Here is a 26,907-nt window from a genome sequence, read left to right as displayed (position 1 = left end):
CATGACTATTGGTAACCGTATTTTTTTAAAACGTCCGGCCTGCAGCGTCGATCTTCTTAAAGAATTTGAACAGCTCCCGGCGGCGAATATTGCTGACACCATGAATCGTATTGCCGTACTGGGTAACGGGATTAAACGTATTTCTTCGCCGAAAAAACCGATTATGGCGGGCTTCGCCATCACCGTAAAAGTTCGCGCGGGCGATAACCTGATGCTGCACGCCGCGCTGGATATGGCGGGTGAGAACGATGTGATTGTGGTCTCCAACGAAGGCGACCGTTCGCGAGCGCTGATGGGCGAGATCATGGTGGCCTACGCCCACTGCATGAAGAAAGTCGCCGGTATCGTGCTGGACGGGCCAATCCGTGACATCGATGCGCTGTCGGTTCTCGATTTTCCGCTGTTCGCCACCGGCTCCAACCCCGCAGGCCCGTTTAAACAAGGTCCGGGCGAGGTGAACACGCCGATCGCCGTTGGCGGCGTCGCGGTTTGTCCGGGCGACCTGATCGTCGGCGATGCGGATGGCGTGATTGTTATCCCCCTCGGTGACGCAGAAGCCGTACTAAATAAAGCCAAAGATTATGCAAAATTCGATGCCAGCAAAGTAGAGGCCGCGAAAAACGGCACCGCGAATCGCCTTTGGGTCAAAAAATCACTGGATGAGACAGGCGTTGAGTTTATCGACGACATGTATCGTTAATTTGATTAAATAATATCAGGCCGCGGTGCCCTGACGGGCCGTGGCTTTAAAGCAAAGGTAATAAAAATGCTTTATTTAAAACTCTTGCCCATTATCTTTTTTCCCGTTTTATTTTGGATAATACCGCACCCGGAAGGCGTCGCCGCACCGACCTGGCACATGGTTGGCATCTATCTGGCGATGCTGTGCGGACTGGTTTTACGTCCGTTTACCGATGCGGTCATTATGCTGATTATTCTCGGGTTTGCCTCTCTGGTTCTCGACCCTGCTCCTCTGTTTGCGGGTTTTGGTAGCCCGATGGTCTGGTTTATCATCAGCGCCTTTATTATTTGCAAAGCGTTTGTCATTACCGGTCTGGGTAAACGTATCGCCTATCTGTTGCTAAAACGCTACGGTAAAAATACCCTCACCCTGGGTTATCTGATGATGGTGACGGATACCGTACTGGCCCCGGCAACGGGTTCAAATATGTCCCGTTCCGGAGGCATTACCTATCCCATCTTCAGGAATATCGCCGAAGCGCTGGGCTCGAAGCCCGACGACGGTAGCCGGAAAATCGGCGCCTATCTGACCATCCTGATGTACGTCGTCTCAATGGGAACCTCCAGCCTGTTTCTGACGGGGATGGCGACCAACTCAATTACCGTCTCGCTGGCCAACGAGATCATGAAAGTGAATCTCGAATGGATGACCTGGTTTAAAGCCGCCGTAGTGCCAGCCGGACTGGTGCTGCTGCTCGCGCCGTGGATACTGTATAAAATCTACGCGCCAGAACTGAAAGTTATCGATAACGTCAATGAAATTGCCGAGAAGGGTCTGCGTGAGCTCGGTCCGGTAAAACGAGAAGAGAAGCTGCTGATCGTATTCTTTATTCTGGGCGTACTCGGCTGGATGACGGGTTCCATCACCGGTATCGCCTTTATTCCCGTCGGCCTGGCTTTCCTCGCCTGCCTGCTGCTTTTCGGCGTACTGAGCTGGAATGACGTGGTGAGCGAAAAATCGGCCTGGCAGACCTTCGTCTGGTACGGCGCGTTTTATGGGTGCGCGGTTGCGCTATCAAAAGGCGGGTTCTATGTCTTCCTGGTCGACGTCATCAAAAACTATCTCGACCTGTCACACCTGAATGAAATCAGCGCGATTGCCGTGCTGGTCTTTATCAGCCTTGCCGTCCGCTATTTCTTTGTCTCTAATAGCGCGTTCGTCGTCTCATTCTACCCGGTACTTTTTACCCTGGGAATGACGACTCAGGCGCATCCTATGTACGTGGCGCTATCTCTGGCCTTCTCCGCAGGCTATGGCGCATTGCTTACGCATTATGGCAATGGCGCCGGCGTATTTACGTTCTCCAGCGGCTACGTCCCACAAAAAACGTTCTGGATGCTGGGCACCATCATGGTGGTGGTCAACGTATTAATCTTTTTCCTGATCGGCATACCCTACTGGAAGTTTATTGGCATTTAACAGGAGCATAAAATGAAACTGGATATTCTGATTAAAAATGGTCTGGTCGCCGATCTTGATAGCCGCGATTATATTAATCGCAATATTGGCATCATCGGCGATCGTATCGTTGACTTGAATGCCGTTGATGATTTGCAGGCCGAAACGGTGATTGATGCCGCGGGTTGTATCGTGCTGCCTGGCTTAATCGACTTCCATGGCCATGTTTTTCATGGCGGAACCGCCATCAGCGTTAACCCTGATATCGTATGCTTGCCTAATGGGGTCACCAGTATGGTCGATGCCGGCAGCAGCGGCTGGGTAAATTATCAGCTTTTTCGCAATAGCGTGATTCATCCTGCCATGGTGAAAATCAAAAGCTATTTGAACGTGGTCAACGTTGGGCTTTCTACCCTCGGCGGCGGCCCGACCGGTTATCTGGAAAATACCAATCCGGCAAATTACAACGAGGAGAAGATAGCGCAAACGCTGAATGGCAACAGAGACAATATTCTCGGCTTGAAACTACGCTACAGCCAGGATATCGCCAAAGGGAAACAGTACGCCAGCGACCCGCTTCTCTCTACCGTCTCCCTGGCGCGTAAACTCGATACCACGATTTGCGTTCACGTCACGGATTCTCTTCTCTGCGCCGATGAACTGATCCGCTATTTTAATGCCGATGATATTTATGCGCACTGCTTCCACGGCACCGGCCACTCGATTCTTAATGAACAGGGCGAGGTCTATGCGGCGATAAAAGAGGCGCAGTCCCGGGGCGTTATCTTTGACTGTTCAAACGGCGTGGCCCACTTTGATTTTCACGTTGCCAGAACCGCCATGGAGCAAGGATTTTATCCGGATATCATCAGTACCGATCTCACTTTGCGAAATAGCTTACGGACGGATAAGGTTTACAGCCTACTCCACGTCATGTCGAAATATCTCAACATGGGAATGTCCTTCTTCGATGTTGTTCGCGCGGTAACCGCTACGCCCGCTCGCCTGATGAAGATGCAGGGGCAAATTGGTACCCTGGCGCCCGGCGCTTTTGCTGACGTTTCGATTGTTAAACTGCAAAAAGAGAAGATTGTTTTTGAAGATACTCAGGGCGTTAAAATTGAAGGCGACCGTTACATTGATAACTGCGCTACCCTGTGTAATGGTCAAATTGTCTACCGCCGCCTGCGCTTCTAGTCGCTAATTATTAAGCCTTACGCCTACATCGGCGTAAGGCTTTTATTCTGAATCACGCATAATATGACTTCCCTCATTGATTCTCCTCGCTCTCATCATATACTAAGACTTGCCTACCCTGATGTCTGCGAGAATAATGCATGAATAATAATGAAATTGTTATCTTTTCAGTTTCCAGGACAATAACCCAACGAATTATGAATGTCCTTATTGAAAGGAAACTCGATATCCCCGTGTTTGAATTTCGTTATTCAGATGTTCTCGATAAAGCCCATGAGATGATTCAATCCGGCACTAAGATAATTATTAGCCGGGGCGGTACCGCCGCACTTTTGCGTAGCAACATTACTATCCCTGTCATTGAAATCGCCCATGATTTCCATGGCGTTTATCGCATCTTACAGGAAGCCAACAGCAAATCGCAAAAAATTGCCGCCGTTGGTTTCCCGCAGTTTTGTAGCGCCTTACGCCATTACCAAAACATGACTAATGAAGAGTTTAAAATTTGTCAGGTTTACAACCATCACGATATTGAAAATGTTATAAAAAATCTTTCGGAGAATAATTATCATACCGTAATCGGCGGGCTGACCGTTGCTGAAATGGCGCAAAAATATCACCTCAATGCTATTATGGGTGATACCGATAATATTTCCATTGAGCAGGCCATCAATGAAGCTCACAGTTTATTGAAATACATTAATCGAGAACACAGCAAACTGATCATGAGCCACTCAGCATTGAATCAGGCGCGTGAAGGTATTATGTGCATCGATCAGCTTGGTGAAATTATCAATATCAACGCCACCGGCGTGGCATTATTCCAATGTCAAGCTGGAGATAAAATATTCAAAAAAGAAGCTTTTAAAGAGATCTACGCCAGCATTATTAATGAATTAGACATCAAAGAGCAGGCTATAGACATCAACGGCGTAACGATTCATATTTCCGTGCGCCACTTTTCTAACCGAAAAATATCTTATGCCGTTATTACGGGGTTAAGCCAGGAGAGTACGCTTTGGCAAAACAGCGTCAACAAAAAAAGTAAGCTCCGCGGTTTTTCCACCACTTGGTCTTTCGATGATATTATTGGTCAGTCTCCAGCAATACTCGATGTCATAAAAAAAGCCAAACTGTGCGCCCGCCATGAACTTCCCATCCATATTTTGGGCGATACCGGCACGGGCAAAGAGCTTTTCGCCCAGAGTATTCATAACCATAGCGCCAGAAGCCATAGCCCTTTTATCGCGATTAACTGCGCGGCCATCCCTGAGGGTATTCTGGAAAGCGAACTCTTTGGCTATGCCGACGGCGCATTTACCAGCGCGCGTAAGGGCGGAAAACCGGGGGTGTTTGAAATGGCGATGAACGGCACGGTGTTTATCGATGAAATCAGCGAAGCGCCGCTATCGGTACAGGTCAAACTGCTGCGCGTATTGCAGGAGAAGCAGTTTTCTCGTCTCGGCGGCGATACGCTTATTACCGCCGATTTTCGCCTGATCACCGCCAGCAATAAGGATCTACGCCCGCTCGTCGCCAGCGGTGAGTTCAGGCAGGATCTGTACTATCGAATCAATATTCTTGAGTTGAGTCTACCGGCCTTATGCCAGCGACCGGGCGATATCATGCCGTTGATTCAGCACCTGCTTCATCAACAGGGTAAGCAAATCACCTTTACCCCCGATGCGGTGGATTTTTTGCATGGTTATCGCTGGCCTGGCAACATTCGTGAACTCCAGGCGGTGATCTACCGACTCATCGTCCTGGTGGATATTGATCGAGTGAGCAAAGAGATTTTGCTGCAGGTCAGTCAAATATCGCCGGATGACGACAATGAGGGCTCTCACCTCCCGGCCACGGGCGTGACATCAGATGAAACCGATTTATTAAAGAAACAAGAGAAACGGCTGATTACCCATGTCATAGAAAAAACCGACGGGGACAGGACCAAAGCCTCGGTGATGCTCGGCATCAGCCCCACGACCCTATGGCGCAAATTAAAGCAGCACAATATCAGCGGATAAGGCGGAGCCGGGTCTGCTGATACAGAGCAGGAATTATTTCTGTTCCGCTAAAGCCTGCGCGCAAGCCCAGGCTGATGCCCACGCCCACTGGAAGTTATAGCCGCCCAGCCAGCCGGTAACGTCCATCACTTCGCCGATAAAGTACAGACCGGGCACCCTGCGGGCTTCCATGGTGCGCGAAGAGAGCTCATTCGTATCGACGCCGCCGAGGGTCACCTCCGCCGTGCGATAGCCTTCGGTGCCATTCGGCTGGACGCGCCATGCGGTCAACGTCTCCACCAGCGCCTGCTGCTCACGAACGTTAAGCTGTTTCAGGGTGATATCCGGAAGCTGGCCCAGCTGCTGTAAGCACTCAACCAGCCGCTTCGGCAGCTGCATCGCGAGGGTGTTTTTCAGGCTTTGATTGGGATGCGCCGCGCGCTGCTCGTCGAGGAAGTCATCAAGATGGCAATCCGGCAGCAGATTGATGCTGACGAATTCTCCCGGCTGCCAGTAGCTGGAAATTTGCAATACCGCCGGTCCGGACAGCCCACGGTGGGTAAAGAGCAGATTTTCCCGGAAGACGGTACCGTTTTCCGCCGTGATGGTCGACGGTACCGACACCCCGGAAAGCACCTGCAGCTGTTCAAGCAGCGGCTTATGCAAGGTAAACGGCACCAGGCCCGCTCGGGTCGGCAGCACCTTCAGGCCAAACTGCTCGGCAAGCTTATAGCCGAACGGCGAAGCGCCCAGACCGGGCATGGATAACCCGCCGGAGGCGACCACCAGCTTTTTCGCCGCCACCGTCTCGCCGTTAAGCTGCAGCGTGTAGCCCTCATCATCCCGCTCAACGCTGATAATTTCGCTGCGCAGGCGAATTTCCACGCCGCCTTTTTCACACTCGGCCAGCAGCAGGTTAACGATTTGCTCGGCGGAATCATCGCAGAAAAGCTGGCCCAGGGTTTTCTCATGCCAGGCAATACCGTATTTGCCCACCAGATCGATAAAGTCCCACTGGGTGTAGCGCGCCAGCGCAGATTTGCAAAAATGCGGGTTTTGACTGAGATATGCCGCGGGTTCGATATACATGTTAGTAAAGTTGCAACGGCCACCGCCAGACATCAGGATTTTACGCCCGGGCTTTTTGCCGTTATCGAGTAACAGCACCCGGCAACCTGCCTGCCCCGCCTGCGCCGCACAAAACATTCCCGCCGCTCCGGCGCCGATTACGATGGCATCAAACCTTTCCACACAACATTCCTCATATCCCGATTGTCGGGAATTGTAAATTTTTCACTCTGGTCGCACCAGCCTGAAAAAAACAGATTTCTGTACCTCATTGAAAGATATAGGAATACTCCCAACAAGGTAAAACTTAAACAGGAAGAAAATCAAAAAAAGTCTATATTTCACTTTGCCCGCGCCGCGAAAGTCACTGATAATGCGCCGCGTTCATGTCCTCAAAATGGCGTAACGTCCTATGCTACATTTATTTGCCGGTCTGGATTTACATACCGGGCTATTATTATTGCTTGCTCTGGCTTTCGTGCTTTTTTACGAAGCGATCAATGGTTTTCATGATACCGCAAACGCTGTTGCAACGGTGATCTACACACGCGCAATGCGGTCGCAGCTTGCTGTGGCGATGGCGGCTCTTTTTAACTTCTTCGGCGTTCTGTTGGGCGGTCTCAGCGTAGCCTATGCCATCGTGCATATGTTGCCGACCGACCTGCTGCTTAACATGGGTTCAGCGCATGGCCTCGCCATGGTCTTTTCCATGCTGCTGGCGGCAATCATCTGGAACCTCGGCACCTGGTACTTCGGCCTTCCGGCTTCCAGCTCGCACACCCTGATCGGCGCGATCATCGGTATTGGTTTAACCAATGCATTGATGACCGGCACGTCGGTGGTGGATGCGCTGAATATCCCGAAAGTCATGGGTATTTTTGGCTCGCTGATCATCTCGCCAATCGTAGGTCTGGTGGTGGCGGGCGGCCTGATTTTCATTCTGCGTCGCTACTGGAGCGGAACCAAAAAACGCGCCCGTATCCACCTGACCCCCGCCGAGCGTGAAAAGAAAGACGGCAAGAAAAAGCCGCCGTTCTGGACGCGTATTGCGCTAATTCTGTCCGCCATTGGCGTCGCGTTCTCCCACGGCGCGAACGATGGCCAGAAAGGCATTGGCCTGGTGATGCTGGTGCTTATCGGCGTTGCCCCGGCGGGCTTCGTGGTCAATATGAACGCTTCCGGCTACGAAATCACCCGTACCCGCGATGCGGTCAACAACGTGGAAACCTTCTTCCAGCAGCGCCCTGAGCTGTTGAAGAAAGCGACCGGCGCCGAGCAGCTCATTCCGTCTCCGGACGCAGGGGCCGCCGCTAACGGCGAGTTTCACTGCCACCCGGCAAACACCATCAACGCGCTTGACCGCGTGAAGACGATGCTGGCCGGTACCGAAAGCTACGACACGCTCTCCGTTGAGCAGCGTAGCCATCTGCGCCGTATTATGCTCTGCATCTCCGACACCACCGATAAAGTGGCTAAACTGCCGGAAGTGAATGCTGACGATAAGCGTCTACTGAAGAAGCTGAAAACCGATATGCTGAGCACCATCGAGTATGCGCCAATCTGGATTATTATGGCGGTTGCTCTGGCGCTGGGAATCGGCACCATGATCGGCTGGCGTCGCGTGGCGACCACTATCGGCGAGAAAATCGGTAAGAAAGGGATGACCTATGCGCAGGGTATGTCAGCGCAGATGACCGCAGCCGTATCGATTGGTCTGGCGAGCTATACCGGGATGCCGGTTTCCACCACCCACGTGCTCTCCTCCTCGGTAGCGGGGACGATGCTCGTTGATGGCGGCGGCCTGCAGAAGAAAACCGTCACCAGCATCCTGATGGCCTGGGTGCTCACCCTGCCCGCAGCGATTCTGCTGTCCGGTGCGCTGTACTGGCTCTCGCTACAGTTTATCTAAGCGGGTATCAGTCAGAAGAGAGACAAACGGGTCAGGAAACTGGCCCGTTTTTTTGCCTGCCGTAAAGCTAGTGCCAGATAGCCAGAGCAATCATGCTGACCACCACCAGGCCGCATAGCGCGCTGGTGAGGATAAACTGCCGACGAACCCGCTCGCAGCGGCGGATAAACTCATCGTCATGGTGATCGCGGTAGCGCTGAGCGTAGATATACCACACCAGGCGCATCTGTTTGCTGGGCTGCCCGTGCGACGTAAAAAAACCGCCGCCGTCGACATATTGATAGAGCAAAGGGTCACAACCACGTAGCACAACAAGCAATGCACGCAGCGACGAGAAGTAGCGTGCCATATTCACTACACATACGATACACAGGGCCCAAAACAGCGCAATAGTGCTGATCATACCTCCTCCCCGGCGACCCGTCCTCGGAGGCTCCCTCCGGGACTACCGCTCCCCAATAGCAAACCGACTGTACAGTAAAAGAGTGCGATTCCGATCACGTTTATTTATCCGACCGGCTCATTAAATAGTGTAGGAGATCAGTTAATTTTTTTACCACAACGTTAATCATTATCAATGCATAAGTCGGATATATTTGTTTAACTATTCGCTGAACAAGGTGGATTGACGGATCGCGAGGGGCGCTATAAGGTAGAAATATCTTCTACAATTAGGTCCTTAAGGACTAGCCCCCGCGAATGTAGCACGCAGGACGCGGGCGAAGCGGCAGCGCTGGCTGTCAGGTCCAACGGTCATCGACAACTTATGGAAGGAGTAACACTATGGCTTACAAACATATTCTTATTGCAGTAGACCTGTCCCCGGAAAGCAAAGTACTGGTAGAAAAAGCCGTTTCTATGGCCCGTCCCTACAATGCAAAAGTTTCCCTGATCCACGTGGATGTGAATTACTCCGATCTCTACACCGGCCTTATTGACGTCAATCTGGGCGACATGCAGAAACGCATCTCTGAAGAAACTCACCACGCGTTAAGCGAGCTGTCGACGAACGCGGGCTACCCGATCACTGAAACCCTCAGCGGCAGCGGCGATCTCGGCCAGGTACTGGTTGATGCGATTAAAAAATATGATATGGACCTGGTGGTTTGTGGTCACCATCAGGACTTCTGGAGCAAGCTGATGTCCTCAGCGCGTCAGCTTATCAACACCGTTCACGTTGATATGCTGATTGTCCCACTGCGCGACGAAGAAGAGGAATAACAGGACGTTATTTAATCCGCTGATGACCAACGCCCGCTAACGCGGGCGTTTTTGTTTCTCGCCTCACCCGCCGCATAAAAAGCACATACGTCCAAATAATTGCCACAATGCCAGGCTGATCAACCATTTCACAGGCAATTTACCCATATAATAATTTGTTAACAGCCATAAACATCATATCATTACGCAAAATAAAGCTTTTTCAGCGCGTTTTGGCATACGCGTTCATACTTTTCCGGACAGGACTTAAAGGCGAAGAAAGATGAATTCAACCGCACCGACAGGCTTGCTGCAGCAACCTCGCCCATTCTTCATGATCTTTTTTGTGGAACTATGGGAGCGATTTGGCTATTACGGCGTTCAGGGCATCCTGGCCGTATTCTTTGTTAAACAGCTTGGCTTTTCTCAGGAGCAGGCGTTTATTACCTTTGGCGCGTTTGCCGCGCTGGTCTACGGCCTTATCTCCATCGGCGGCTATGTCGGCGATCACCTGCTCGGCACTAAACGCACGCTGGTACTTGGCGCGATTGTGCTGGCCGCAGGCTACTTTATGACCGGTCTGTCTCTGCACCAACCCAATCTGATTTTCATCGCGCTGGGGACCATTGCGGTGGGAAACGGGCTATTTAAAGCCAACCCGGCGAGCCTGCTCTCCAAGTGCTATCCGCCAAAAGATGCCCGCCTGGATGGCGCCTTCACGCTGTTTTATATGTCGATCAATATCGGTTCGCTGCTGGCGCTCTCGCTGGCGCCGGTAATTGCCGATAAGTTCGGCTACGCGGTGACCTACAACCTGTGCGGCGCTGGGCTGATCGTCGCCCTGCTGGTTTACTTCGCCTGTCGAGGGATGGTGAAGGATATCGGTTCTGAGCCGGACCGCAGGCCGCTAAGCCTGCGCAACCTGCTGTACGTGCTGGCCGGAACGGTGGTCATGATTTTTGTCTGCGCCTGGCTGATGCATAACGTCAAAATTGCCAACCTGGTGCTGATTATCCTCTCGTTGGTGGTGACGATTTTCTTCTTCCGCGAGGCCTTCAAGCTTGATAAGACCGGGCGCAACAAAATGTTCGTCGCCTTTATCCTGATGCTGGAGGCGGTGCTGTTTTATATTCTGTACGCGCAGATGCCCACCTCGCTCAACTTCTTTGCGATCAACAACGTCCACCATGAAATTCTCGGCTTCGCGATTAATCCGGTGAGTTTCCAGGCGCTAAACCCGTTCTGGGTGGTGGTGGCCAGCCCGATCCTCGCCGCTATCTATACGCGTTTGGGCAATAAGGGCAAAGATCTGACCATGCCGATGAAGTTCACCCTCGGGATGTTCCTGTGCGCGCTGGGTTTTTTGACGGCCGCCGCGGCGGGAATGTGGTTTGCCGATGCCCAGGGGCTGACCTCGCCGTGGTTTATCGTGCTGGTCTATCTGTTCCAGAGCCTGGGGGAACTGCTGATTAGCGCTCTGGGGCTGGCGATGGTCGCCGCGCTGGTACCGCAGCATCTGATGGGCTTTATTCTTGGGATGTGGTTCCTGACGCAGGCCGCCGCGTTTCTGCTGGGCGGCTACGTCGCGACCTTCACCGCCGTACCGGACACTATTACCGACCCGCTACAGACGCTGCCGATTTATACCGATGTCTTCAGCAAAATCGGTCTGGTGACCCTGGGCGTAACGGTGGTCATGGCGATCATGGTGCCGTGGCTAAACCGGATGATTAATACACCGGATACCAAACAGTAATTATCATTGCCGGATGGCGGCTAATGCCTTATCCGGCCTTCTTTGCGCGCGCCCGATGAGCCTTGCGCTATCGGGCGGTTCCGGCGACTACGCTTTTCGCGCGGCAATCCAGTCCTGCACTTCAACCACAAAAGTATCCGGCGCTTTGCGGTACATTTTACGCGCCAGATCGAGGATGGTGTGCTGGCCTAAAGCCTCCTCCATCCGCTGCTGCGCCATATCCATCACCGAGCGCACGCCGCAAATGCCTTCACAAGCCCACTGCGGAGGCTGCTCCTCAAATACCGCCAGACGCTGGCGAATTTCACGGCATTCAAAAATCCGTTTATCACCATCAATGGCGTTCGCCACGTCGAGAACCGTAATGTGTTCAGCCGCTTTCGCCAGCTGAAAACCGCCGCCCTTACCCTCGATGCTGCGTACCAAACCGGCCTTTGACAGACGGGTGAAAATTTTGGCCAGGTAATCGTAGGGCACACTTTGCAAGTCAGCAATCTCACGTACGCTCATGTCGCGGGCATCGCCCTTGCTGTCCACCATACACATCAGGCTATGGATGCCGTATTCAACCCCGGAACTGTAGAATGCCATACTCTTATCTCAGCCAAAATTAATCTGAGTTCATTGTAGCTTTTTAAAAATACAGATTCCAGACAGTCAGAGCCAAGCCACGATTATTGGATATATAATTAATTAAATATCAAATAGATAATTATAAAACAACGCACAAAGCAATCCGTTCAGCTGAAATCACATTGCATTTCTAAACTACGACCAATAAAATCCGAGTAAATTCTTCATCGTTACCAGTGAGAAACTCCAATGCGTAAACAAATTCTGATCGTGGGCGCTGGCTTTGCCGGTATGTGGGCAGCGCTGAGCGCCGCACGTCTGGCGGATAAAAATCAGCAGGACATTGATATTACGGTGATTGCGCCACAGCCTGAACTGCGTGTGCGCCCGCGTTTTTATGAAAGCGCCGTTCAAACGCTGGTTGCGCCACTGCAACCGCTGTTCGACGTCACCGGGGTGACTTTCCTGCGCGGCACGGTTGAGAAAATCCTTCCGGCCTCCAAAGAGGTAAGCTGGAAAGATGCCAACGGTGAAATGCGCCAGCATCGCTACGACCGCCTGGTGCTGGCCAGCGGCAGCCAGGTCAATCGCAGTACGGTCGCCGGAGCCGCAGAGTACGCATTCGACCTCGATCAACTGGAAAGCGCTACCGTACTGGAGCAGCATCTGCAAGATCTGGCCCGGCAGCCAGAGAGCACGGCACGTAATACCGTGGTGGTCTGCGGCGGCGGCTTCACCGGTATTGAGATGGCGCTGGAGCTACCGGGTCGTCTGCGGGCAATTCTCGGCGCCGCTGCTAAGACCAGAATTGTCGTAGTTGAGCGAGGCCCGCAGCCAGGCTCACGCTTCAGCGATGAGCTACGCGAGGTGATTATTCAGGCTTCAGAAGAGCTGGGCGTCGAGTGGCTGGTCAATGCCGAAGTGGAGAACGTTGATAGCTCTGGTGTGACGCTGAAAGAGGGTCGGACGATTGCATCACAGACGGTCATATGGACCGTTGGCGTTCAGGCTAACGGCTTAACGGCACAGATCGACGCCCCGCGCGACCGTCAGGGTCGTCTGCACGTGAATGCTAATCTTCAGGTTGTGGAGCATGAAGAGATTTATGCCACCGGCGACGTGGCTTATGCCGCCACCGATGATAAGGGTAATCACGCGTTAATGACCTGCCAGCACGCGATTCTGCTGGGCAAGTTTGCCGGGAATAACGCGGCTGCAAGCCTGCTGAACGTTGAACCGTTGCCGTATCGTCAGGAGATGTACGTCACCTGTCTGGATCTGGGCGAATGGGGCGCGGTTTACACCGAGGGCTGGGATCAGCAGGTGAAACTGACGCGCGCCGAAGCGAAAAAACTCAAGATGTCGATCGTCAGCGAGCTGATTTATCCGCCACAAGCCGATAAAGCGGTGGCGTTCGAGACTGCCGACCCGCTTGCCCCGTTTGTATAAATAAACATTCCCTGCCAGCACGGCAGGGGAATTTTTCACTGCATCATCACTTCACGCACGAACTCTTTCCTGAGCTGCGCGCTGTAGACCTTACCGTAAAACTGTACATCGGTGTCGGGGCGCTTCACGTCCGGGCTGACCTGCCTGTTCCTCGGCGTGGAGCCGGAGGCTTTACTCAGCGCCTGTTGCGTTTCGAGGAGGATCGGCCAGTTAAGGAACAGCCGGGAGGTGATGGCCCCGGTTTTTTGCAGCCCGGCCAGATGCTCTTCCCAGGCGGACATCAGCATCAGCTCGCCGCCGTTCAGACGCGTCAGATTGTCGGCACCAGAGGCGGTGCGGGTGATTAACGAAGGACAGAGCTAGCGCAATACGCGCTCGAATGATTCCTGGAGTGCGGCAAACGTGCTGTACGGCCCGCGGCGGTGTATTAAAACTTCCCCGGAGGCGGAGCTACGCACCTGTCCGGGCTACAAAACCGCCAGACCGCACGAACCCGTAGCCCGGGCAAGGCGCGCCGAGCGCCGCCCCCGGGGAAAGCGCGCACGCTATTTCAGTCAGAAACATGCCCGGATTGCGGCTCAATCACCGTTCCGGCGTAGATATCAAACCGGTGGCCTTTGGTCACCACCGCGTTGGGCGTCGCCACGTCCGCCAGCGGCGGCGCATAGTCCGGGCGCTTGACCACCACGCGTTTGGTTGCCAGCTGACGCGCAGGTTCCAGCAGACCGTCGGCGTCTAAATCCGGTCCCACCAGCGACTGAAAGACCCGCATCTCTTTTTTCACCAGCGCGCTTTTCTGCTTATGCGGAAACATCGGGTCGAGATAGACCACCTGCGGGCGCGGGGTAATATCGGTCAGCGCCGTCAGGCTGGAAGCGTGGATCAGCTGCAACCGCTCCTGCAACCACGGGCCGATTTCCGCATCGGCGTAGCCGCGCGCCAGGCCATCGTCAAGCAGCGCGGCAACCACCGGGTTACGCTCCAGCATCCGCACGCGACAGCCCACGGAAGCAAGAACAAAGGCATCCCTTCCCAGGCCGGCGGTCGCATCGACCACATCCGGCAGGTAGTCGCCTTTAATACCCACCGCTTTCGCCACCGCCTCGCCGCGACCGCCGCCGAACCTGCGACGGTGGGCCATCGCCCCGCCGACAAAATCGACGAAGATGCCGCCAAGCTTCGGCTCATCGCGCTTGCGAAGCTCCAGATGCTCGGGCGTCATCACCAGCGCCATCAGGTTGTCTTCGTCCTGCTCCAGCCCCCAGCGGGCGGCCAGAACGGATAAGGCGCCGTCTCCGGCGCCCGTTTCATCAATTAAACAAATTTTCACAACAGGATTAACTCTTGATACCGTAATGCTCAAGCATCGCATCCAGCTGCGGCTCACGTCCGCGGAAGCGTTTGAACAGCACCATTGGCTCTTCCGACCCGCCGCGGCTAAGGATGTTGTCGAGGAACGACTGGCCGGTTTCGCGATTGAAGATCCCCTCCTCTTCGAAGCGTAAGAAGGCATCCGCCGCCAGCACGTCGGCCCACAGATAGCTGTAGTAGCCCGCCGCATAACCTCCGGCGAAGATATGGCTGAAGGCGTGCGGGAAACGGCCCCACGACGGCCCGGGAATCAACGCGACCTGCTGCTTAATTTCCGCCAGCGTTTCGAGGATTTTCGCGCCCTGCTGCGGGCTGAACTCCGCATGCAGGCGGAAGTCGAACAGACCAAACTCCAGCTGGCGCAGAATAAACATCGCCGCCTGGTAGTTTTTCGCTGCCAGCATCTTCTCCAACAGCTCCTGCGGCAGCGGCTCGCCGGTTTCATAGTGGCCGGAGATAAACGCCAGCGCTTCCGGCTCCCAGCACCAGTTTTCCATAAACTGGCTCGGCAGCTCGACCGCATCCCACGGTACCCCACTGATACCGGATACGCCGGCGGTATCGATACGGGTCAGCATATGGTGCAGACCGTGGCCAAATTCGTGGAACAGGGTGATCACTTCATCGTGGGTGAACAGCGCCGGCTTACCGCTGACGGGACGGTTAAAGTTGCAGGTCAGATAAGCGACCGGCTTTTGCAGCGTACCGTCAAGCTTGCGCATCTGGCCGACGCAGTCATCCATCCATGCCCCGCCGCGTTTATGTTCGCGGGCGTAGAGGTCGAGGTAGAAGCTGCCGCGCAGCTCATTTTTATCATCATAAAGTTCGAAGAAGCGCACTTCCGGATGCCAGACATCAACATCGGTACGCTCTTTCGCGGTAATGCCGTAAATACGCTTAACCACTTCGAACAGGCCGTTAACGGCTTTGTTTTCAGGGAAGTACGGGCGCAGCTGTTCATCGCTGATGCTGTAAAGATGCTGCTTCTGTTTTTCGCTGTAGTAAGCGATATCCCACGGCTGCAGCTCATCAACGCCGCATTCGGCTTTGGCGAAGGCGCGCAGCTGGGCCAGCTCTTTCTCACCCTGCGGACGGGCGCGTTTGGCCAGGTCGGTCAGGAAGTCGAGCACCTGCTGCGGATTTTCCGCCATTTTGGTCGCCAGCGACTTATCGGCATAGCTGTCAAAGCCCAGCAGCTGCGCCAGTTCGTGGCGCAGGGCGAGGATTTCCGCCATCACCGGGCCGTTATCCCATTTTCCAGCGTTTGGCCCCTGGTCGGAGGCACGGGTGGAATACGCGCGATACAACTCTTCACGCAGCGCCTGATTGTCGCAGTAGGTCATCACCGGCAGATAGCTCGGAATATCGAGGGTCAGCAGATACCCCTGCAGCTCTTTAGCTTCAGCCTGGGCTTTCGCGGCGGCCAGCGCGCTTTCCGGCATCCCGGAGAGCTCGGATTCATCGGCGATCAGCTTGGTCCAGCCCATGGTCGCGTCGAGCACGTTGTTGCTGTACTGATTGCCCAGCTCGGACAGGCGGGCGGCGATTTCGCCGTAGCGTTTCTGCTGCTCTTTCGCCAGGCCAATACCGGAGAGTTCAAAATCACGCAGCGCGTTATCGACCGCTTTTTTCTGCGCGGTATTCAGGGTGGCGTAATGATCGCCGTCGCGCAGGTCGCGGTACGCTTTGTACAGACCTTCATGTTGCCCAACCCAGGTGCTGTACTCGGAGAGCAGCGGCAGGGTTTGTTCGTAGGCTTCGCGCAGCTCCGGGCTGTTTTTAACCGAGTTCAGGTGGCTGACCGGAGAAAAAAGACGCCCCAGCACATCGTCCACTTCCGCCAGCGGCTGGCAAAGATTTTCCCAGGTATACGGCGCCCCTTGCGCCACCGCGCGCTCTACCGCCGCCCGGCAGTCATCCAGCGCTTTAGTGACCGCGGGGACCACGTGCTCGGGTTTGATTGCAGAAAATGGCGGTAATGAAAAAGGCGTCAGTAATGGATTGGTCATATGCGCAGTCCTGTTGAATAGGGTGAATGAAGCGCGCGTCCCGCGCTGTAGCATGAGATCTAGAATGGGGGATAGTTGGGTGAATTTCAATGTCAGGCGCCGCGCGCAGGCGGGTATTACTGCGATAAGTCTGGCCGTGGTGGCCATCGCGCATAAAAAAGCCGGGTTCGCATCGCGGCGACCCGGCCCGTTTTAGGCTGACAAGCAGCTTATACCACCATCCCCAGTAGCAGACAGCCTACCAGGCCGCACACGGAGATAATGGTTTCCAGTACCGACCACGACTTAATGGTCTCGCCGATGGTCAGGTTGAAGTATTCCTTAAACAGCCAGAAGCCCGGATCGTTAACGTGGGAGAAGATAACGCTGCCGGAGCCCACGGCGATAACCATCAGTTCCGGGCTCACGCCGGTGGTGGCGATCAGCGGCGCGGCGATACCGCCCGCGGTGATAGCCGCAACGGTGGCGGAACCCAGGGCGATACGCAGTACCGCGGCAATCGACCACGCCATAAACAGCGGGGACATATTGGATTCATGCATGATAGAAGCAATGTATTTATCCATGCCGCTATCGACCAGCACCTGCTTGAAGGCGCCGCCGCCGCCGATGATCAGCAGCATCATGGCGATGATTTTAATCGAGGAGGTCAGCGTATCGTTAATCTGCTCCATTGAACGACCACGGTTGAGACCGAAGGTGAACATCGCGATCAGTACCGCGATCAGCGTCGCCATCACCGGGTCGCCGAAGAATTCAGCAATCGGCAGGAAGGCATGGCCTTTCGGCAGAACCATCTCGGCCACGGCGCGCATCGCCATCAGGATAACCGGGACCAGCGAGGTCCAGACGCTGACGCCAAAGCCCGGCATCTCTTCTTCAGTGAAGGTTTTCGGGTTATGCAGCCCTTCCGGAATCGGCTTATCGATACCTTTCAGGAAGCGCGCATAAACCGGGCCCGCGAGGATAACCGTCGGGATCGCCAGAATCGTACCGAACAGCAGGGTCTTGCCCATGTCGGCATGGAAAATAGTGGCAATCGCCGTCGGGCCCGGGTGCGGAGGCAGGAAGCCGTGGGTCACGGAGAGCGCGGCCGCCATCGGGACGCCGATATAGAGCAGCGGGATACCGGCGGATGCCGCGATGGTAAAGACCAGCGGCAGCATCAGCACGAAGCCCACTTCATAGAACAGGGCGAAGCCGACGGTAAAGCCGGTGAGCACAACCGCCCACTGAATATGTTGTTTACCAAATTTGGCAATCAGCGTGGTGGCGATACGCTGCGCACCGCCGCAGTCCGCCAGCATTTTACCGAGCATCGCGCCGAAGCCCATGATCAGCGCGAGGCTGCCGAGGGTTCCCCCAACGCCGTTTTTGATGGATACGATCACTTTATCCAGAGGCATGCCCTGCATGAGCCCGACGGCAAGTGCCACCAGAACCAGAGCGATAAACCCGTTCAGCTTGAAACGGATCATCAGCAACAATAACAGGGCAACCCCGATAGCAACGATGACTAATGGCATGATTTACCTGGCCTTAATTTGTTATGGGTAACGTCATAGTTTCAACATTGACTTCATCCGTTCCGAGCGGAACAAAAAATGTCTGACGCCGTAGAAGCTGGCTTTATCCTTACCCAGAGAAAGGATAGCTGGCTATTTTTTTATCTGTGGCGCCTGAAGTGAATGATACGGGTAACATATGAAGTTTGAGAATCACCTGGGCGGTGAAAATTTCAAATATGAGACTTAAGTCATACTCTTTCCCGGGTTTTTGCCGGGTCGCTTAGCGGGGAATGTTGCGCGGTAACATAGGGGGAGCCGCCCGGCCGCGCAAAGGCAGCCGGGCGGATAATTAGTAGTAGGAGTGCTCGCCGCGCTGGTGTTCAGTCAGATCGCGTACGCCTTTCAGTTCCGGGAACTCGTTCAGCATCTGCTTCTCGATCCCTTCTTTCAGCGTCACGTCGACCATCGAACAGCCGTTGCAGCCGCCGCCGAACTGCAGGATCGCCAGGCCATCTTCGGTGATTTCCATCAACGTGACGCGCCCGCCGTGCCCGGCCAGCTGCGGGTTAATCTGCGACTGCAGCAGGTACTCGACGCGCTCCATCAGCGGGGCATCGTCGGACACTTTGCGCATCTTGGCGTTTGGCGCTTTCAGCGTCAGCTGGGAGCCCAGTTGGTCGGTAACAAAATCGATTTCAGCGTCTTCCAGATACGGCGCGCTAAGTTCATCGACATACGCGGTGAGCTGTTCAAACTTCAGCGCAGTATCGGAATCTTCCACCGCATCCGGTGGGCAGTAGGACACGCCGCACTCGGCGTTAGGGGTGCCGGGATTGATCACAAATACGCGAATTTGTGTCCCTTCTTCCTGATTTGCCAGCAGTTTGGCAAAGTGCGCTTGTGCAGCATCGGAAATACGGATCATAGCGTTGGCCTAATAGTTGACTATTTTACTGGGTTATAATACGCCCATCAGCAGGGGTCTACAAGGTACGGCATATACACCATACCTGAACCGTCGCGGCGCCGTTTCGCAAAAGCAGGCGGGATATCTCGGCGACGGTGCTTCCGGTGGTGACGACATCATCCACAATGGCGATATGGTGGCCCTGTAGCGACAATTCAAGCTGAAAGGCGTTTTTCAGGTTCTGTTTACGCAATCTGGCGCTGAGCTGATGCTGGGTGGCGGTACGGCGCCGACGGGTCAGCGCATCGCTACGCCAGGCGCAGCCCAGCCAGCGGGATAGCGGCCGACACAGCAGATCGCTCTGATTAAACCCCCGCTTCCACTGGCGCCGCTGCCAGAGCGGTACGCTAATGATCCGGTCCGGTCGGGGAAGATCCCGACGCTGGCGTATACGCAGCAGCAGCAGACGCGCCAGCGCCGGGGCCAGCTCGGGCCGCTGAGTAAATTTCAACTGGTGAATCAGGCCGCTCAGCGGCGGACGATAGTCATTGACCGCCACCAGCCGCTGCCACGGCGGCGGTTTTTGCAGGCAGCGCCCGCAGGGCAGCGCGTCTGACCGAGCCGACAGGCCGCACTGCGGGCAAAGCGGTTCAGAATCCAGCAGCGCAGACGCGCAACGCGAGCAGATCCCCCAGCGGGCAATGGCCAGCGGCATTTGGCATAGCCAGCATAAGCTGTGTGCTGTTAGCATATTTCCCCTCATTGTGGTGGAAAGAGAACAGTAACTGATGAAAGAGTTGGCGTGGCAGACTACGGGCGAAGGAAATTGTCATCTTGTGCTGCTGCACGGATGGGGGCTGAATGCCGGGGTGTGGGATTGCATTACGCCGCAGCTGTCCTCGCATTTTACGCTGCACCTCGTCGACCTTCCGGGCTATGGCCGCAGCGGCGGCTTTGGCGCAATGTCGCTGGAGGAGATGACGCAACGGGTGCTGGAGCAAGCGCCGGACCGCGCGATCTGGCTTGGCTGGAGCCTCGGCGGGCTGGTAGCCAGCCAGGCGGCAATAACGCATCCCGAGCGCGTGCAGGCGCTGGTCACCGTCGCCTCTTCCCCCTGCTTTAGCGCTCACGACAGCTGGCCCGGCATCAAGCCCGAGGTGCTAAGCGGATTTCAACAGCAGCTGAGCGAAGATTTTCAGCGCACCGTCGAGCGCTTTCTGGCGCTGCAAACCATGGGTACCGAAAGCGCGCGCCAGGACGCGAGAGCGCTGAAGAGCACGGTGCTGTCGCTACCGATGCCGTCGCCGGAGGTTTTAAACGGCGGGCTGGAGATCCTTAAGACCGCCGATTTACGTCAGGCGTTGACCACCCTCGACGTGCCGTTTTTGCGCCTGTACGGTCGCCTGGATGGCCTGGTGCCGCGTAAAATCATCCCGATTCTCGATGCGCTGTGGCCAAAAAGCACGTCGATGATTTTCGATAAGGCCGCCCACGCGCCGTTCATTTCACATCCGCAGGCGTTTTGCGCTCCTCTGATTGAGCTGAAGCGTGAGTTCGATAAATTTTTATAGCGGGACGTGGTAAAAACGCAGGGTGCAGCAATACTTAGGTTGTTGCGGGGGTTGACTATTTCACGCCGGACCCGTGACCTAAAAAAAACAACCTAATGGAGAGTAGAGGCTATGAAATTTGTTACAGGAATTGTTGCATCTCTGGTGATTGGCTCCCTGTCCTTCGGCGCGTTCGCCGCCAAGGAAATTCAAAAAGACGAAGTGGCTAAGATGAACCTGACCAAAATCGGTTCGATTACCACCTCAAGAACGACCTCTCCGATGGATGCAAAGCGCGATCTGTCGAAAAAAGCGGATGAGCTGGGCGGCACCTATTTCGTGGTGATTGCAGGCGAGAAGAACGAGAAAACGGTTCACGCTAACGCGGACGTCTACAAGTAAGCCAGAAAGCGGGTCCCGGGACCCGCTTGCGGTATATGCCGCAGCAAGTTCCCGGAGGCGGCGCGTTGCGCCTGTCCGGGCTACCCACCCCAAACCGTACCAATCTGTGGTCGAATCTCCGGGGTCGCGGCGTAAACGCCTTACCCGGGCTACCAGACTGTCTCTCGTAGCCCGGATAAGGCGTTAGCCGCAATCCGGGGAAACCAGCCTTTACATACCCATCAGCGCAGCGACCACCACTCCCGCAGGCAGGCTTTGCCTTCCGGGCAGCTTTTACAGCTGCCGGAGAGGCAGCCATCGGCATCTTCGGTTACTTTGACCGCTTTACCCATCGCTTCCAGACGACCCAGCATCGCGTCGATCAACGGCTGCGGCGCTTGCAGGCGGGCGCTGAGCTGCTTTGCGTCCATCCTCCCCTGCAGGGCCAGCATATCGCGCACATCAATTAACGACGCCATTATCGCTCCTTAGTGACAATCGCCAGCCGGACTCTGGCAGCAGGACGACGGCGTTTTGCGCGTCGCCAGCAGCGAGACGTCCACCCGGCTACGCGCTCTGCGCAGCAGGCCAAAGACCACGATATTGAACAGCACTACCGCCAGAATGCACACCAGACTATAGCGCGGATGCTGGCTAAAGCTGACGGTCTGGTAGTACAGCGTAGAGAGCGAATAGGCGATATTCAGCCCCCACAGGACCGAGAACATCATCCAGCCGCGGCTTGACTCGCGGGCAATCGCCCCCATCACCGAGATGCAGGGAATATAGAGCAGAACGAATATCAGGTAGCTGTACGCCGCGGCGGCGCTGCCGAATTTGCTGCCCATGACGCCCATCGCGCCGGTTGCCATTTCGCCGTCGCCCTTGCTGGCTTCGATGGGGTTCGCCAGCACGCTCAGGCTAAACGTGTCTTTCAGGCTCTGCCAGGTCTCATCCACCGCGGCCAGTAGCTCATCGCCGAGGCTAAACGCCTGCGGATTAAACGCTTCGTTCTGGATATCTTCGGCGGTGTAGAGGGTGTTCAGCGTCCCCACCACCACTTCTTTCGCCATCGCGCCGGTAAACAGGCCGACGGTCGCCTGCCAGTTATCCTCATGTACGCCAATCGGCTTAAACACCGGGGTAATCACCCGGCTGACCGACGCCAGCGCCGAGTCGTTGATATTATCGACGATCTTACCGTTCAGCGAGAAGCTGTTCAGCGCGCTGAGGAAGATACTGACGATAACGATCACTTTACCCGCCCGCAGGACGAAGCCTTTCAGGCGCTGCCAGGTCTGGATAAGCAAGCTCTTCACGTGCGGAACGTGATACACCGGCAGCTCCATCACGAACGGCGAAGCTTCGCCGCGCATAATGGTATGCTTCAGCATCAGTCCGGTCGCAATCGCCATCACGATCCCCAGCACGTACAGGGAGAAGACCGCCAGCGCGCCGTTCTGGCCGAAAAAGGCGGCGGCGAAGACGGCGAAAATCGCCAGCCGCGCGCCGCAGGACATAAACGGCGCCATCATAATGGTCATCAGACGCTCGCGCGGCGCATCAAGCGTACGCGCGCCCATCACCGACGGGACGTTACAGCCAAAACCTACGATGAGCGGCACGAAGGATTTCCCCGGCAGACCCAGCGCCTGCATCAGGCGGTCCATCACAAACGCCGCCCGCGCCATATAGCCAGAGTCTTCAAGGAAAGAGAGGAACAGGTACATCATGCCGATCTGCGGCACCAGCGGCAGCACGGTATTGATCCCCCCGCCAATCCCCTGGGCGAGGAATACCGTCAGCCAGTCCGGGAAATGCAGGGTATAGCCAATCCACTGTATACCGTGAATAAAGATAGCCACGGAACCGGCATCAAAAATAGGCTGCAGCGCGCCGCCAATATTAATCGCCAGTAAGAACATCAGATACATGACGAACAGGAAGACCGGCAGGCCGAGGAAGCGGTTGAGGATCACTTTATCCATCGCCGCGGTAAAGCGGCTGGGTTCGGCGGTGAGGGTATTACTGACCGCATCGCAAATGGCGGCAATGCTTTGGTAGCGGGCATCGGCGATGTGCAGCGCCGGGTCATCCAGCTCTTCGCTCAGGTGCGCCAGGGCTACGTCCAGCTTGTGGGCGGCGTCTCCGGCGAAGGCGCGGCTGTAAATATCGCCTTCAAGCATCTGTAAACCCAGCCAGCGGCGCTGGCGCGGCGGAATGTCCGTGGCCATCATCTCCGCCAGCTTGTCCGCCTCCCGCAGCAGCGGCCGCGGATAGTGCACCAGTTCAATATCCTGATTTTGCTGATGGCGGTCGATAGCCATTTTCAAGGCTTCGATACCGCGCCCGCGGGTAGAAACCAGCGGGATTACCGGGCATCCAAGGCGGGCGGCCAGCGCGTCGACATCGATGCGGATGTTCTGTTTTTCCGCGATATCGAGCATATTCAGCGCGACCACGCAGGGGATGCCGAGCTCCAGCAGCTGCAGCGTCAGATAGAGGTTACGCTCCAGATTGGACGCATCGACCACGTTTATCAGCATGTCGGCGTCGCCGCTGAGAATATAGTGGCAGGCAATCTGCTCATCCAGCGAGGTTTGCGAGGAGATGGTGGTCAGGGAATAGGTGCCCGGAAGGTCTACCAGCGTGACCTGATGATCGGTGGTGTTGAAGCCACCCTCTTTGCGCTCAACGGTCACCCCCGCCCAGTTCCCGACACGCTGGCGCGCGCCGGTGAGCTGGTTAAACAGCGTTGTTTTCCCGGAATTTGGATTACCAATTAAACCAAGGGTTAATTTTTTCATATTCATACTCTTAGTGCCGGTCAGGCATTATTGTGCAACCGCTTCCAGCTCAATTAACGCAAGATCCTTTTTACGTAATACCAGGCTAACGCGTCGGGTTTCAATATGAATAGGGTCGCCGAGCGGCGCCACGCGAACCACGTTAAAAGACGAACCCGGCAGCATCCCGAGGGACAGCAGCTTCTGCCGATATGCCGGACTAATATCGCGGGAGAAGCCGGTGATTTTCCACGCACTATCAGGTGTGAATTGCATAGGACCTACTTGTGTATCGCCAACCGAAAGAGAGTTTTCCCCTATGCGCCGCAGACGCGGTGCCAGGGACCATAGCCAACGAAGAATAAAAAATACTCAATGGAAATAATGATAATGAGAATAGTTTTTATCATCAATACATATAATGCGCTCGATTCTTTTTTTAAACAGGAAATTGAGCATTTGTTGATATTGAGCAAACTCTATTTTGTCACGACCGTAGAGAGAATCATTATTTCTGCTTAGCGAATGTTTAATAAAGGTGTTATTGGTTAACGAAATGAAAATAATAATCTCATTATCCGTAATTCGCGCTTATTAAGAGGTTATAAGAAAATACTGATGCTTGTTTGCGCAATATGGCGAAGAGCAGAGAAGAAACGGCCCCTCAGAAAAGGGGCCGGAAAGAGATTAGCGTTTTTTACCCATTGCCGCCGCCAGCGCGTCCATCATCGCGCTGTTGCCCGCTGGCTGCGCCTCGCGACCGCGAGGTTTAGCGGCCTTCGCCGCCGGGCGGTTGCCCTGAGGACGATCGTTTCCGCCGCCGCGGCGCGCGTTGCTGTCGCCAGGCTGTTCGTCCAGACGCATCGTCAGCGCGATACGCTTCCTCGGCAGGTCAACTTCCATCACTTTGACCTTCACGATATCGCCCGCTTTGACCACCGTGTGCGGATCTTCAACGAACTTATTCGACAGGGAAGAGATATGCACCAGGCCGTCCTGGTGAACGCCGATATCGACAAACGCGCCGAAGTTGGTGACGTTGGTCACCGCGCCTTCGAGGATCATTCCCGGCAGCAGGTCGTTCATGGTCTCTACGCCATCGGCGAACTGGGCGGTTTTAAACTCCGGACGCGGGTCGCGGCCCGGTTTTTCCAGCTCTTTGATAATGTCGGTTACCGTCGGCACGCCGAATTTATCATCAGTGAAATCAACGGCTTTCAGATTACGCAGCTCGCTGCTGTTGCCCATCAAATCTTTCAGCGCCTGCTGAGTCGCCGCCAGAATGCGCTCCACCACCGGATACGCTTCCGGGTGCACGGTTGAGGCGTCCAGCGGGTTGTCGCCGTGGTTGATGCGCAGGAAGCCCGCGCACTGCTCAAACGCTTTCGGCCCCAGACGGCTCACCTTCAGCAGCTGCTGACGGTTCTGGAACTGACCGTTCTCATCGCGCCAGGAGACGATATTCTGCGCCATCATGCGGGTCAGACCGGCGACGCGGGTAAGCAGCGGGACGGAAGCGGTATTCAGGTCGACGCCGACGGCGTTCACGCAGTCTTCCACCACCGCGTCCAGCTTACGCGCCAACTGGGTCTGGCTGACATCGTGCTGATACTGGCCGACGCCGATGGATTTCGGATCGATCTTCACCAGCTCGGCCAGCGGGTCCTGCAGACGACGGGCGATAGAGACCGCGCCGCGCAGGGAAACATCGAGATCCGGGAACTCCAGCGCCGCCAGTTCGGAGGCGGAATACACGGACGCGCCCGCTTCGCTGACGATAACCTTTTGCGCGGTCACTTTCGGGAACTGCTTCTGCACGTCGAGGAAGAAACGCTCGGTTTCACGCGAAGCGGTACCGTTGCCGATCGCCACCAGCTCAACGTTGTACTTTTCACACAGCGCGGCAACCGCCACCGCCGCTTTAGCGGCCTGCCCGGTATGCGGGTAGATGGTATCGGTAGCCACCAGCTTGCCGGTGCCGTCAACGACGGCGACTTTCACGCCGGTGCGCAGACCCGGATCGAGGCCCATGGTGGCGCGCAGCCCGGCCGGAGCGGCCATCAGCAGGTCGTGCAGATTGCGGGCGAAGACGTTAATCGCCTCATCTTCCGCACGTTCGCGTACGGTGCCCATCAGTTCGGTTTCGAGGTGCATCAGCACCTTGATGCGCCACGTCCAGCTCACCACGCCCTTACGCCAGCTGTCCGCCGGGGCGTTGTTCAGGCGCAGGCCGAGATGGTCGATAATGATTTGCTCGCCGTGACTCTCTTTCGGCGGCTCGTCGAACTGCGGGTCGGCGTTTAAAGAGAGCTGCAGCACGCCTTCATTGCGGCCGCGGAACATCGCCAGCGCGCGGTGCGACGGCACGGTGGCGATCGGTTCGTGATGATCGAAGTAGTCGCGAAATTTCGCCCCTTCCTCTTCCTTACCGCTGACGACGGTCGCCACCAGGTGGGCGTTTTTCCACAGATAGTCGCGCACTTTCGCCAGCAGGGCGGCGTCTTCCGCAAAGCGCTCCATCAGGATATAGCGCGCGCCGTCGAGGGCGGCCTTGCTGTCCGCGACGCCTTTATCCGCGTCGATATATTTGGCGGCTTCGGTTTCCGGGTCGTGAGACGGTTCGTTCCACAGCAGCTCGGCCAGCGGCTCCAGCCCGGCCTCAATGGCGATCTGCCCGCGGGTGCGGCGCTTCGGTTTGTACGGCAGGTAGAGGTCTTCGAGCTCGGTCTTACTCAAGGTCCCGTTGATGGCTTTTTCCAGCGCCTCGGTCAGTTTGCCCTGTTCACCGATGGACTTCAGGATTGCCTGACGGCGATCTTCGAGTTCACGCAGATAACCCAGGCGGGTTTCCAGATTACGCAGCTGCGTGTCATCCAGACCGCCGGTGACTTCTTTACGATAGCGTGCGATAAACGGCACGGTGTTCCCTTCATCAAGCAGGCGAACGGCAGCTTCTACCTGTTCAGCCCTGGCCTGAAGTTCACCCGCAATAATGCGGCAGAGCGAATCATTCATCATCGGTTTAATTCATCTTTAGGATCAAAAATCAGGGGGATAGTTATACGGACTGACACGGTAAAATGCCAGCCACGACCCAAGC

Annotated in this window: 22 protein-coding genes and 1 pseudogene; 10 read left to right on the top strand and 13 right to left on the bottom strand. The window is 55.6% G+C overall.

Annotated features, from left to right (window positions below):
* Nucleotide 1 precedes the first annotated feature (1 nt).
* The 4 genes from GUC22_RS01415 to GUC22_RS01400 all read left to right on the top strand — a co-directional run bounded on the left by GUC22_RS01415 (nucleotide 2) and on the right by GUC22_RS01400 (nucleotide 5,361).
* Nucleotides 2-700 (top strand): RraA family protein, encoded by a 699-nt coding sequence (locus tag GUC22_RS01415; protein WP_004106638.1) that lies wholly within the window; start codon nucleotides 2-4, stop codon nucleotides 698-700.
* A gap of 66 nt (nucleotides 701-766) precedes the next feature.
* Nucleotides 767-2,161: a DASS family sodium-coupled anion symporter gene (locus GUC22_RS01410; RefSeq protein ID WP_024359797.1), complete on the top strand. Its 1,395-nt coding sequence runs from the start codon at nucleotides 767-769 to the stop codon at nucleotides 2,159-2,161.
* A gap of 12 nt (nucleotides 2,162-2,173) precedes the next feature.
* Nucleotides 2,174-3,337 (top strand): metallo-dependent hydrolase, encoded by a 1,164-nt coding sequence (locus GUC22_RS01405; RefSeq protein WP_004134742.1) that lies wholly within the window; start codon nucleotides 2,174-2,176, stop codon nucleotides 3,335-3,337.
* A 140-nt stretch (nucleotides 3,338-3,477) separates the two neighbouring features.
* Complete coding sequence (locus GUC22_RS01400) at nucleotides 3,478-5,361, top strand: sigma-54-dependent Fis family transcriptional regulator (RefSeq protein ID WP_024359795.1); 1,884 nt, start codon at nucleotides 3,478-3,480, stop codon at nucleotides 5,359-5,361.
* Nucleotides 5,362-5,394: 33 nt separating this feature from the next.
* Here GUC22_RS01400 and GUC22_RS01395 read toward each other — a convergent pair whose 3' ends face one another.
* Nucleotides 5,395-6,591 (bottom strand): NAD(P)/FAD-dependent oxidoreductase, encoded by a 1,197-nt coding sequence (locus tag GUC22_RS01395; protein ID WP_024359794.1) that lies wholly within the window; start codon nucleotides 6,589-6,591, stop codon nucleotides 5,395-5,397.
* A gap of 229 nt (nucleotides 6,592-6,820) precedes the next feature.
* Here GUC22_RS01395 and pitA point away from each other — a divergent pair, with 229 nt between their 5' ends.
* Complete coding sequence (gene pitA, locus GUC22_RS01390; RefSeq protein WP_004126266.1) at nucleotides 6,821-8,317, top strand: inorganic phosphate transporter PitA; 1,497 nt, start codon at nucleotides 6,821-6,823, stop codon at nucleotides 8,315-8,317.
* A 67-nt stretch (nucleotides 8,318-8,384) separates the two neighbouring features.
* Here pitA and uspB read toward each other — a convergent pair whose 3' ends face one another.
* Complete coding sequence (uspB, locus tag GUC22_RS01385; RefSeq protein WP_004126267.1) at nucleotides 8,385-8,720, bottom strand: universal stress protein UspB; 336 nt, start codon at nucleotides 8,718-8,720, stop codon at nucleotides 8,385-8,387.
* A gap of 380 nt (nucleotides 8,721-9,100) precedes the next feature.
* Between uspB and uspA the strand changes: the two genes are divergently transcribed.
* Complete coding sequence (gene uspA, locus GUC22_RS01380; protein WP_004106650.1) at nucleotides 9,101-9,538, top strand: universal stress protein UspA; 438 nt, start codon at nucleotides 9,101-9,103, stop codon at nucleotides 9,536-9,538.
* A 286-nt stretch (nucleotides 9,539-9,824) separates the two neighbouring features.
* The gene (gene dtpB / locus GUC22_RS01375; RefSeq protein WP_264984855.1) at nucleotides 9,825-11,273 is read left to right on the top strand and encodes a dipeptide/tripeptide permease DtpB; all 1,449 of its coding nucleotides are present in this window, start codon (nucleotides 9,825-9,827) and stop codon (nucleotides 11,271-11,273) included.
* An 87-nt stretch (nucleotides 11,274-11,360) separates the two neighbouring features.
* On the opposite strand, the gene GUC22_RS01370 is transcribed toward dtpB, so the two are convergent.
* Nucleotides 11,361-11,864, bottom strand: a complete 504-nt coding sequence (locus GUC22_RS01370) for an RrF2 family transcriptional regulator (protein WP_004134715.1) — start codon at nucleotides 11,862-11,864, stop codon at nucleotides 11,361-11,363.
* A gap of 231 nt (nucleotides 11,865-12,095) precedes the next feature.
* Here GUC22_RS01370 and GUC22_RS01365 point away from each other — a divergent pair, with 231 nt between their 5' ends.
* Nucleotides 12,096-13,295 (top strand): NAD(P)/FAD-dependent oxidoreductase, encoded by a 1,200-nt coding sequence (locus GUC22_RS01365; RefSeq protein ID WP_098141388.1) that lies wholly within the window; start codon nucleotides 12,096-12,098, stop codon nucleotides 13,293-13,295.
* Nucleotides 13,296-13,330: 35 nt separating this feature from the next.
* Here the strand turns inward: GUC22_RS01365 and GUC22_RS01360 are convergent.
* The 6 genes and pseudogenes from GUC22_RS01360 to gntX all read right to left on the bottom strand — a co-directional run.
* A pseudogene (locus GUC22_RS01360) lies at nucleotides 13,331-13,639 on the bottom strand (hypothetical protein); the annotation flags it as partial.
* Between the two features lie 206 nt (nucleotides 13,640-13,845).
* Nucleotides 13,846-14,625 carry a 16S rRNA (guanine(1516)-N(2))-methyltransferase RsmJ gene (gene rsmJ / locus GUC22_RS01355; RefSeq protein WP_098141392.1) on the bottom strand — a complete coding sequence of 260 codons (780 nt, stop codon included), beginning with the start codon at nucleotides 14,623-14,625 and terminating at the stop codon, nucleotides 13,846-13,848.
* Between the two features lie 7 nt (nucleotides 14,626-14,632).
* The gene (gene prlC, locus GUC22_RS01350; RefSeq protein ID WP_160183326.1) at nucleotides 14,633-16,675 is read right to left on the bottom strand and encodes an oligopeptidase A; all 2,043 of its coding nucleotides are present in this window, start codon (nucleotides 16,673-16,675) and stop codon (nucleotides 14,633-14,635) included.
* 209 nt (nucleotides 16,676-16,884) lie between these two features.
* Nucleotides 16,885-18,201: a gluconate transporter gene (gene gntT / locus GUC22_RS01345; RefSeq protein ID WP_004134706.1), complete on the bottom strand. Its 1,317-nt coding sequence runs from the start codon at nucleotides 18,199-18,201 to the stop codon at nucleotides 16,885-16,887.
* A 331-nt stretch (nucleotides 18,202-18,532) separates the two neighbouring features.
* Entirely contained in the window at nucleotides 18,533-19,108 is a 576-nt protein-coding gene (nfuA, locus tag GUC22_RS01340) for a Fe-S biogenesis protein NfuA (RefSeq protein ID WP_004126273.1), read from the bottom strand.
* A 58-nt stretch (nucleotides 19,109-19,166) separates the two neighbouring features.
* On the bottom strand, nucleotides 19,167-19,841 hold the full coding sequence (gntX, locus tag GUC22_RS01335) for a DNA utilization protein GntX (protein ID WP_160183325.1): 675 nt from the start codon (nucleotides 19,839-19,841) through the stop codon (nucleotides 19,167-19,169).
* 37 nt (nucleotides 19,842-19,878) lie between these two features.
* On the opposite strand from gntX, the gene bioH reads away from it, so the two are divergent.
* Together bioH and GUC22_RS01325 are read left to right on the top strand one after the other, a co-directional pair.
* Nucleotides 19,879-20,661 (top strand): pimeloyl-ACP methyl ester esterase BioH, encoded by a 783-nt coding sequence (bioH, locus tag GUC22_RS01330; RefSeq protein WP_004134290.1) that lies wholly within the window; start codon nucleotides 19,879-19,881, stop codon nucleotides 20,659-20,661.
* A gap of 111 nt (nucleotides 20,662-20,772) precedes the next feature.
* Nucleotides 20,773-21,042: a YdgH/BhsA/McbA-like domain containing protein gene (locus GUC22_RS01325; RefSeq protein ID WP_004134288.1), complete on the top strand. Its 270-nt coding sequence runs from the start codon at nucleotides 20,773-20,775 to the stop codon at nucleotides 21,040-21,042.
* A gap of 221 nt (nucleotides 21,043-21,263) precedes the next feature.
* On the opposite strand, the gene feoC is transcribed toward GUC22_RS01325, so the two are convergent.
* The 4 genes from feoC to GUC22_RS01305 all read right to left on the bottom strand — a co-directional run bounded on the left by feoC (nucleotide 21,264) and on the right by GUC22_RS01305 (nucleotide 26,825).
* Nucleotides 21,264-21,500: a [Fe-S]-dependent transcriptional repressor FeoC gene (gene feoC, locus GUC22_RS01320; RefSeq protein WP_004134286.1), complete on the bottom strand. Its 237-nt coding sequence runs from the start codon at nucleotides 21,498-21,500 to the stop codon at nucleotides 21,264-21,266.
* Between the two features lie 9 nt (nucleotides 21,501-21,509).
* Nucleotides 21,510-23,828, bottom strand: a complete 2,319-nt coding sequence (gene feoB / locus GUC22_RS01315) for a Fe(2+) transporter permease subunit FeoB (protein WP_004134283.1) — start codon at nucleotides 23,826-23,828, stop codon at nucleotides 21,510-21,512.
* 27 nt (nucleotides 23,829-23,855) lie between these two features.
* Complete coding sequence (gene feoA, locus GUC22_RS01310; RefSeq protein ID WP_004126281.1) at nucleotides 23,856-24,083, bottom strand: ferrous iron transporter A; 228 nt, start codon at nucleotides 24,081-24,083, stop codon at nucleotides 23,856-23,858.
* Between the two features lie 411 nt (nucleotides 24,084-24,494).
* Nucleotides 24,495-26,825: a Tex family protein gene (locus GUC22_RS01305; protein WP_024359788.1), complete on the bottom strand. Its 2,331-nt coding sequence runs from the start codon at nucleotides 26,823-26,825 to the stop codon at nucleotides 24,495-24,497.
* Nucleotides 26,826-26,907 lie beyond the last annotated feature (82 nt).

It is taken from the genome of Klebsiella sp. MPUS7, from assembly GCF_009905335.1.
Classification (GTDB): domain Bacteria; phylum Pseudomonadota; class Gammaproteobacteria; order Enterobacterales; family Enterobacteriaceae; genus Klebsiella; species Klebsiella grimontii.
The sequence above is the reverse complement of the archived record's forward strand: the minus strand, read 5'-3'. Positions and strand labels throughout refer to the sequence as shown.

Coding starts and splice junctions, on each gene's coding strand:
- gntT (WP_004134706.1), bottom strand. CDS start 18,201: ATGCCATTAGTCATCGTTGCTATCGGGGTTGCCCTGTTATTGTTGCTG.
- GUC22_RS01325 (WP_004134288.1), top strand. CDS start 20,773: ATGAAATTTGTTACAGGAATTGTTGCATCTCTGGTGATTGGCTCCCTG.
- nfuA (WP_004126273.1), bottom strand. CDS start 19,108: ATGATCCGTATTTCCGATGCTGCACAAGCGCACTTTGCCAAACTGCTG.
- GUC22_RS01405 (WP_004134742.1), top strand. CDS start 2,174: ATGAAACTGGATATTCTGATTAAAAATGGTCTGGTCGCCGATCTTGAT.
- feoB (WP_004134283.1), bottom strand. CDS start 23,828: ATGAAAAAATTAACCCTTGGTTTAATTGGTAATCCAAATTCCGGGAAA.
- uspA (WP_004106650.1), top strand. CDS start 9,101: ATGGCTTACAAACATATTCTTATTGCAGTAGACCTGTCCCCGGAAAGC.
- GUC22_RS01370 (WP_004134715.1), bottom strand. CDS start 11,864: ATGGCATTCTACAGTTCCGGGGTTGAATACGGCATCCATAGCCTGATG.
- gntX (WP_160183325.1), bottom strand. CDS start 19,841: ATGCTAACAGCACACAGCTTATGCTGGCTATGCCAAATGCCGCTGGCC.
- feoA (WP_004126281.1), bottom strand. CDS start 24,083: ATGCAATTCACACCTGATAGTGCGTGGAAAATCACCGGCTTCTCCCGC.
- GUC22_RS01400 (WP_024359795.1), top strand. CDS start 3,478: ATGAATAATAATGAAATTGTTATCTTTTCAGTTTCCAGGACAATAACC.
- GUC22_RS01415 (WP_004106638.1), top strand. CDS start 2: ATGACTATTGGTAACCGTATTTTTTTAAAACGTCCGGCCTGCAGCGTC.
- feoC (WP_004134286.1), bottom strand. CDS start 21,500: ATGGCGTCGTTAATTGATGTGCGCGATATGCTGGCCCTGCAGGGGAGG.
- uspB (WP_004126267.1), bottom strand. CDS start 8,720: ATGATCAGCACTATTGCGCTGTTTTGGGCCCTGTGTATCGTATGTGTA.
- pitA (WP_004126266.1), top strand. CDS start 6,821: ATGCTACATTTATTTGCCGGTCTGGATTTACATACCGGGCTATTATTA.
- GUC22_RS01305 (WP_024359788.1), bottom strand. CDS start 26,825: ATGATGAATGATTCGCTCTGCCGCATTATTGCGGGTGAACTTCAGGCC.
- bioH (WP_004134290.1), top strand. CDS start 19,879: ATGAAAGAGTTGGCGTGGCAGACTACGGGCGAAGGAAATTGTCATCTT.
- GUC22_RS01410 (WP_024359797.1), top strand. CDS start 767: ATGCTTTATTTAAAACTCTTGCCCATTATCTTTTTTCCCGTTTTATTT.
- GUC22_RS01365 (WP_098141388.1), top strand. CDS start 12,096: ATGCGTAAACAAATTCTGATCGTGGGCGCTGGCTTTGCCGGTATGTGG.
- prlC (WP_160183326.1), bottom strand. CDS start 16,675: ATGACCAATCCATTACTGACGCCTTTTTCATTACCGCCATTTTCTGCA.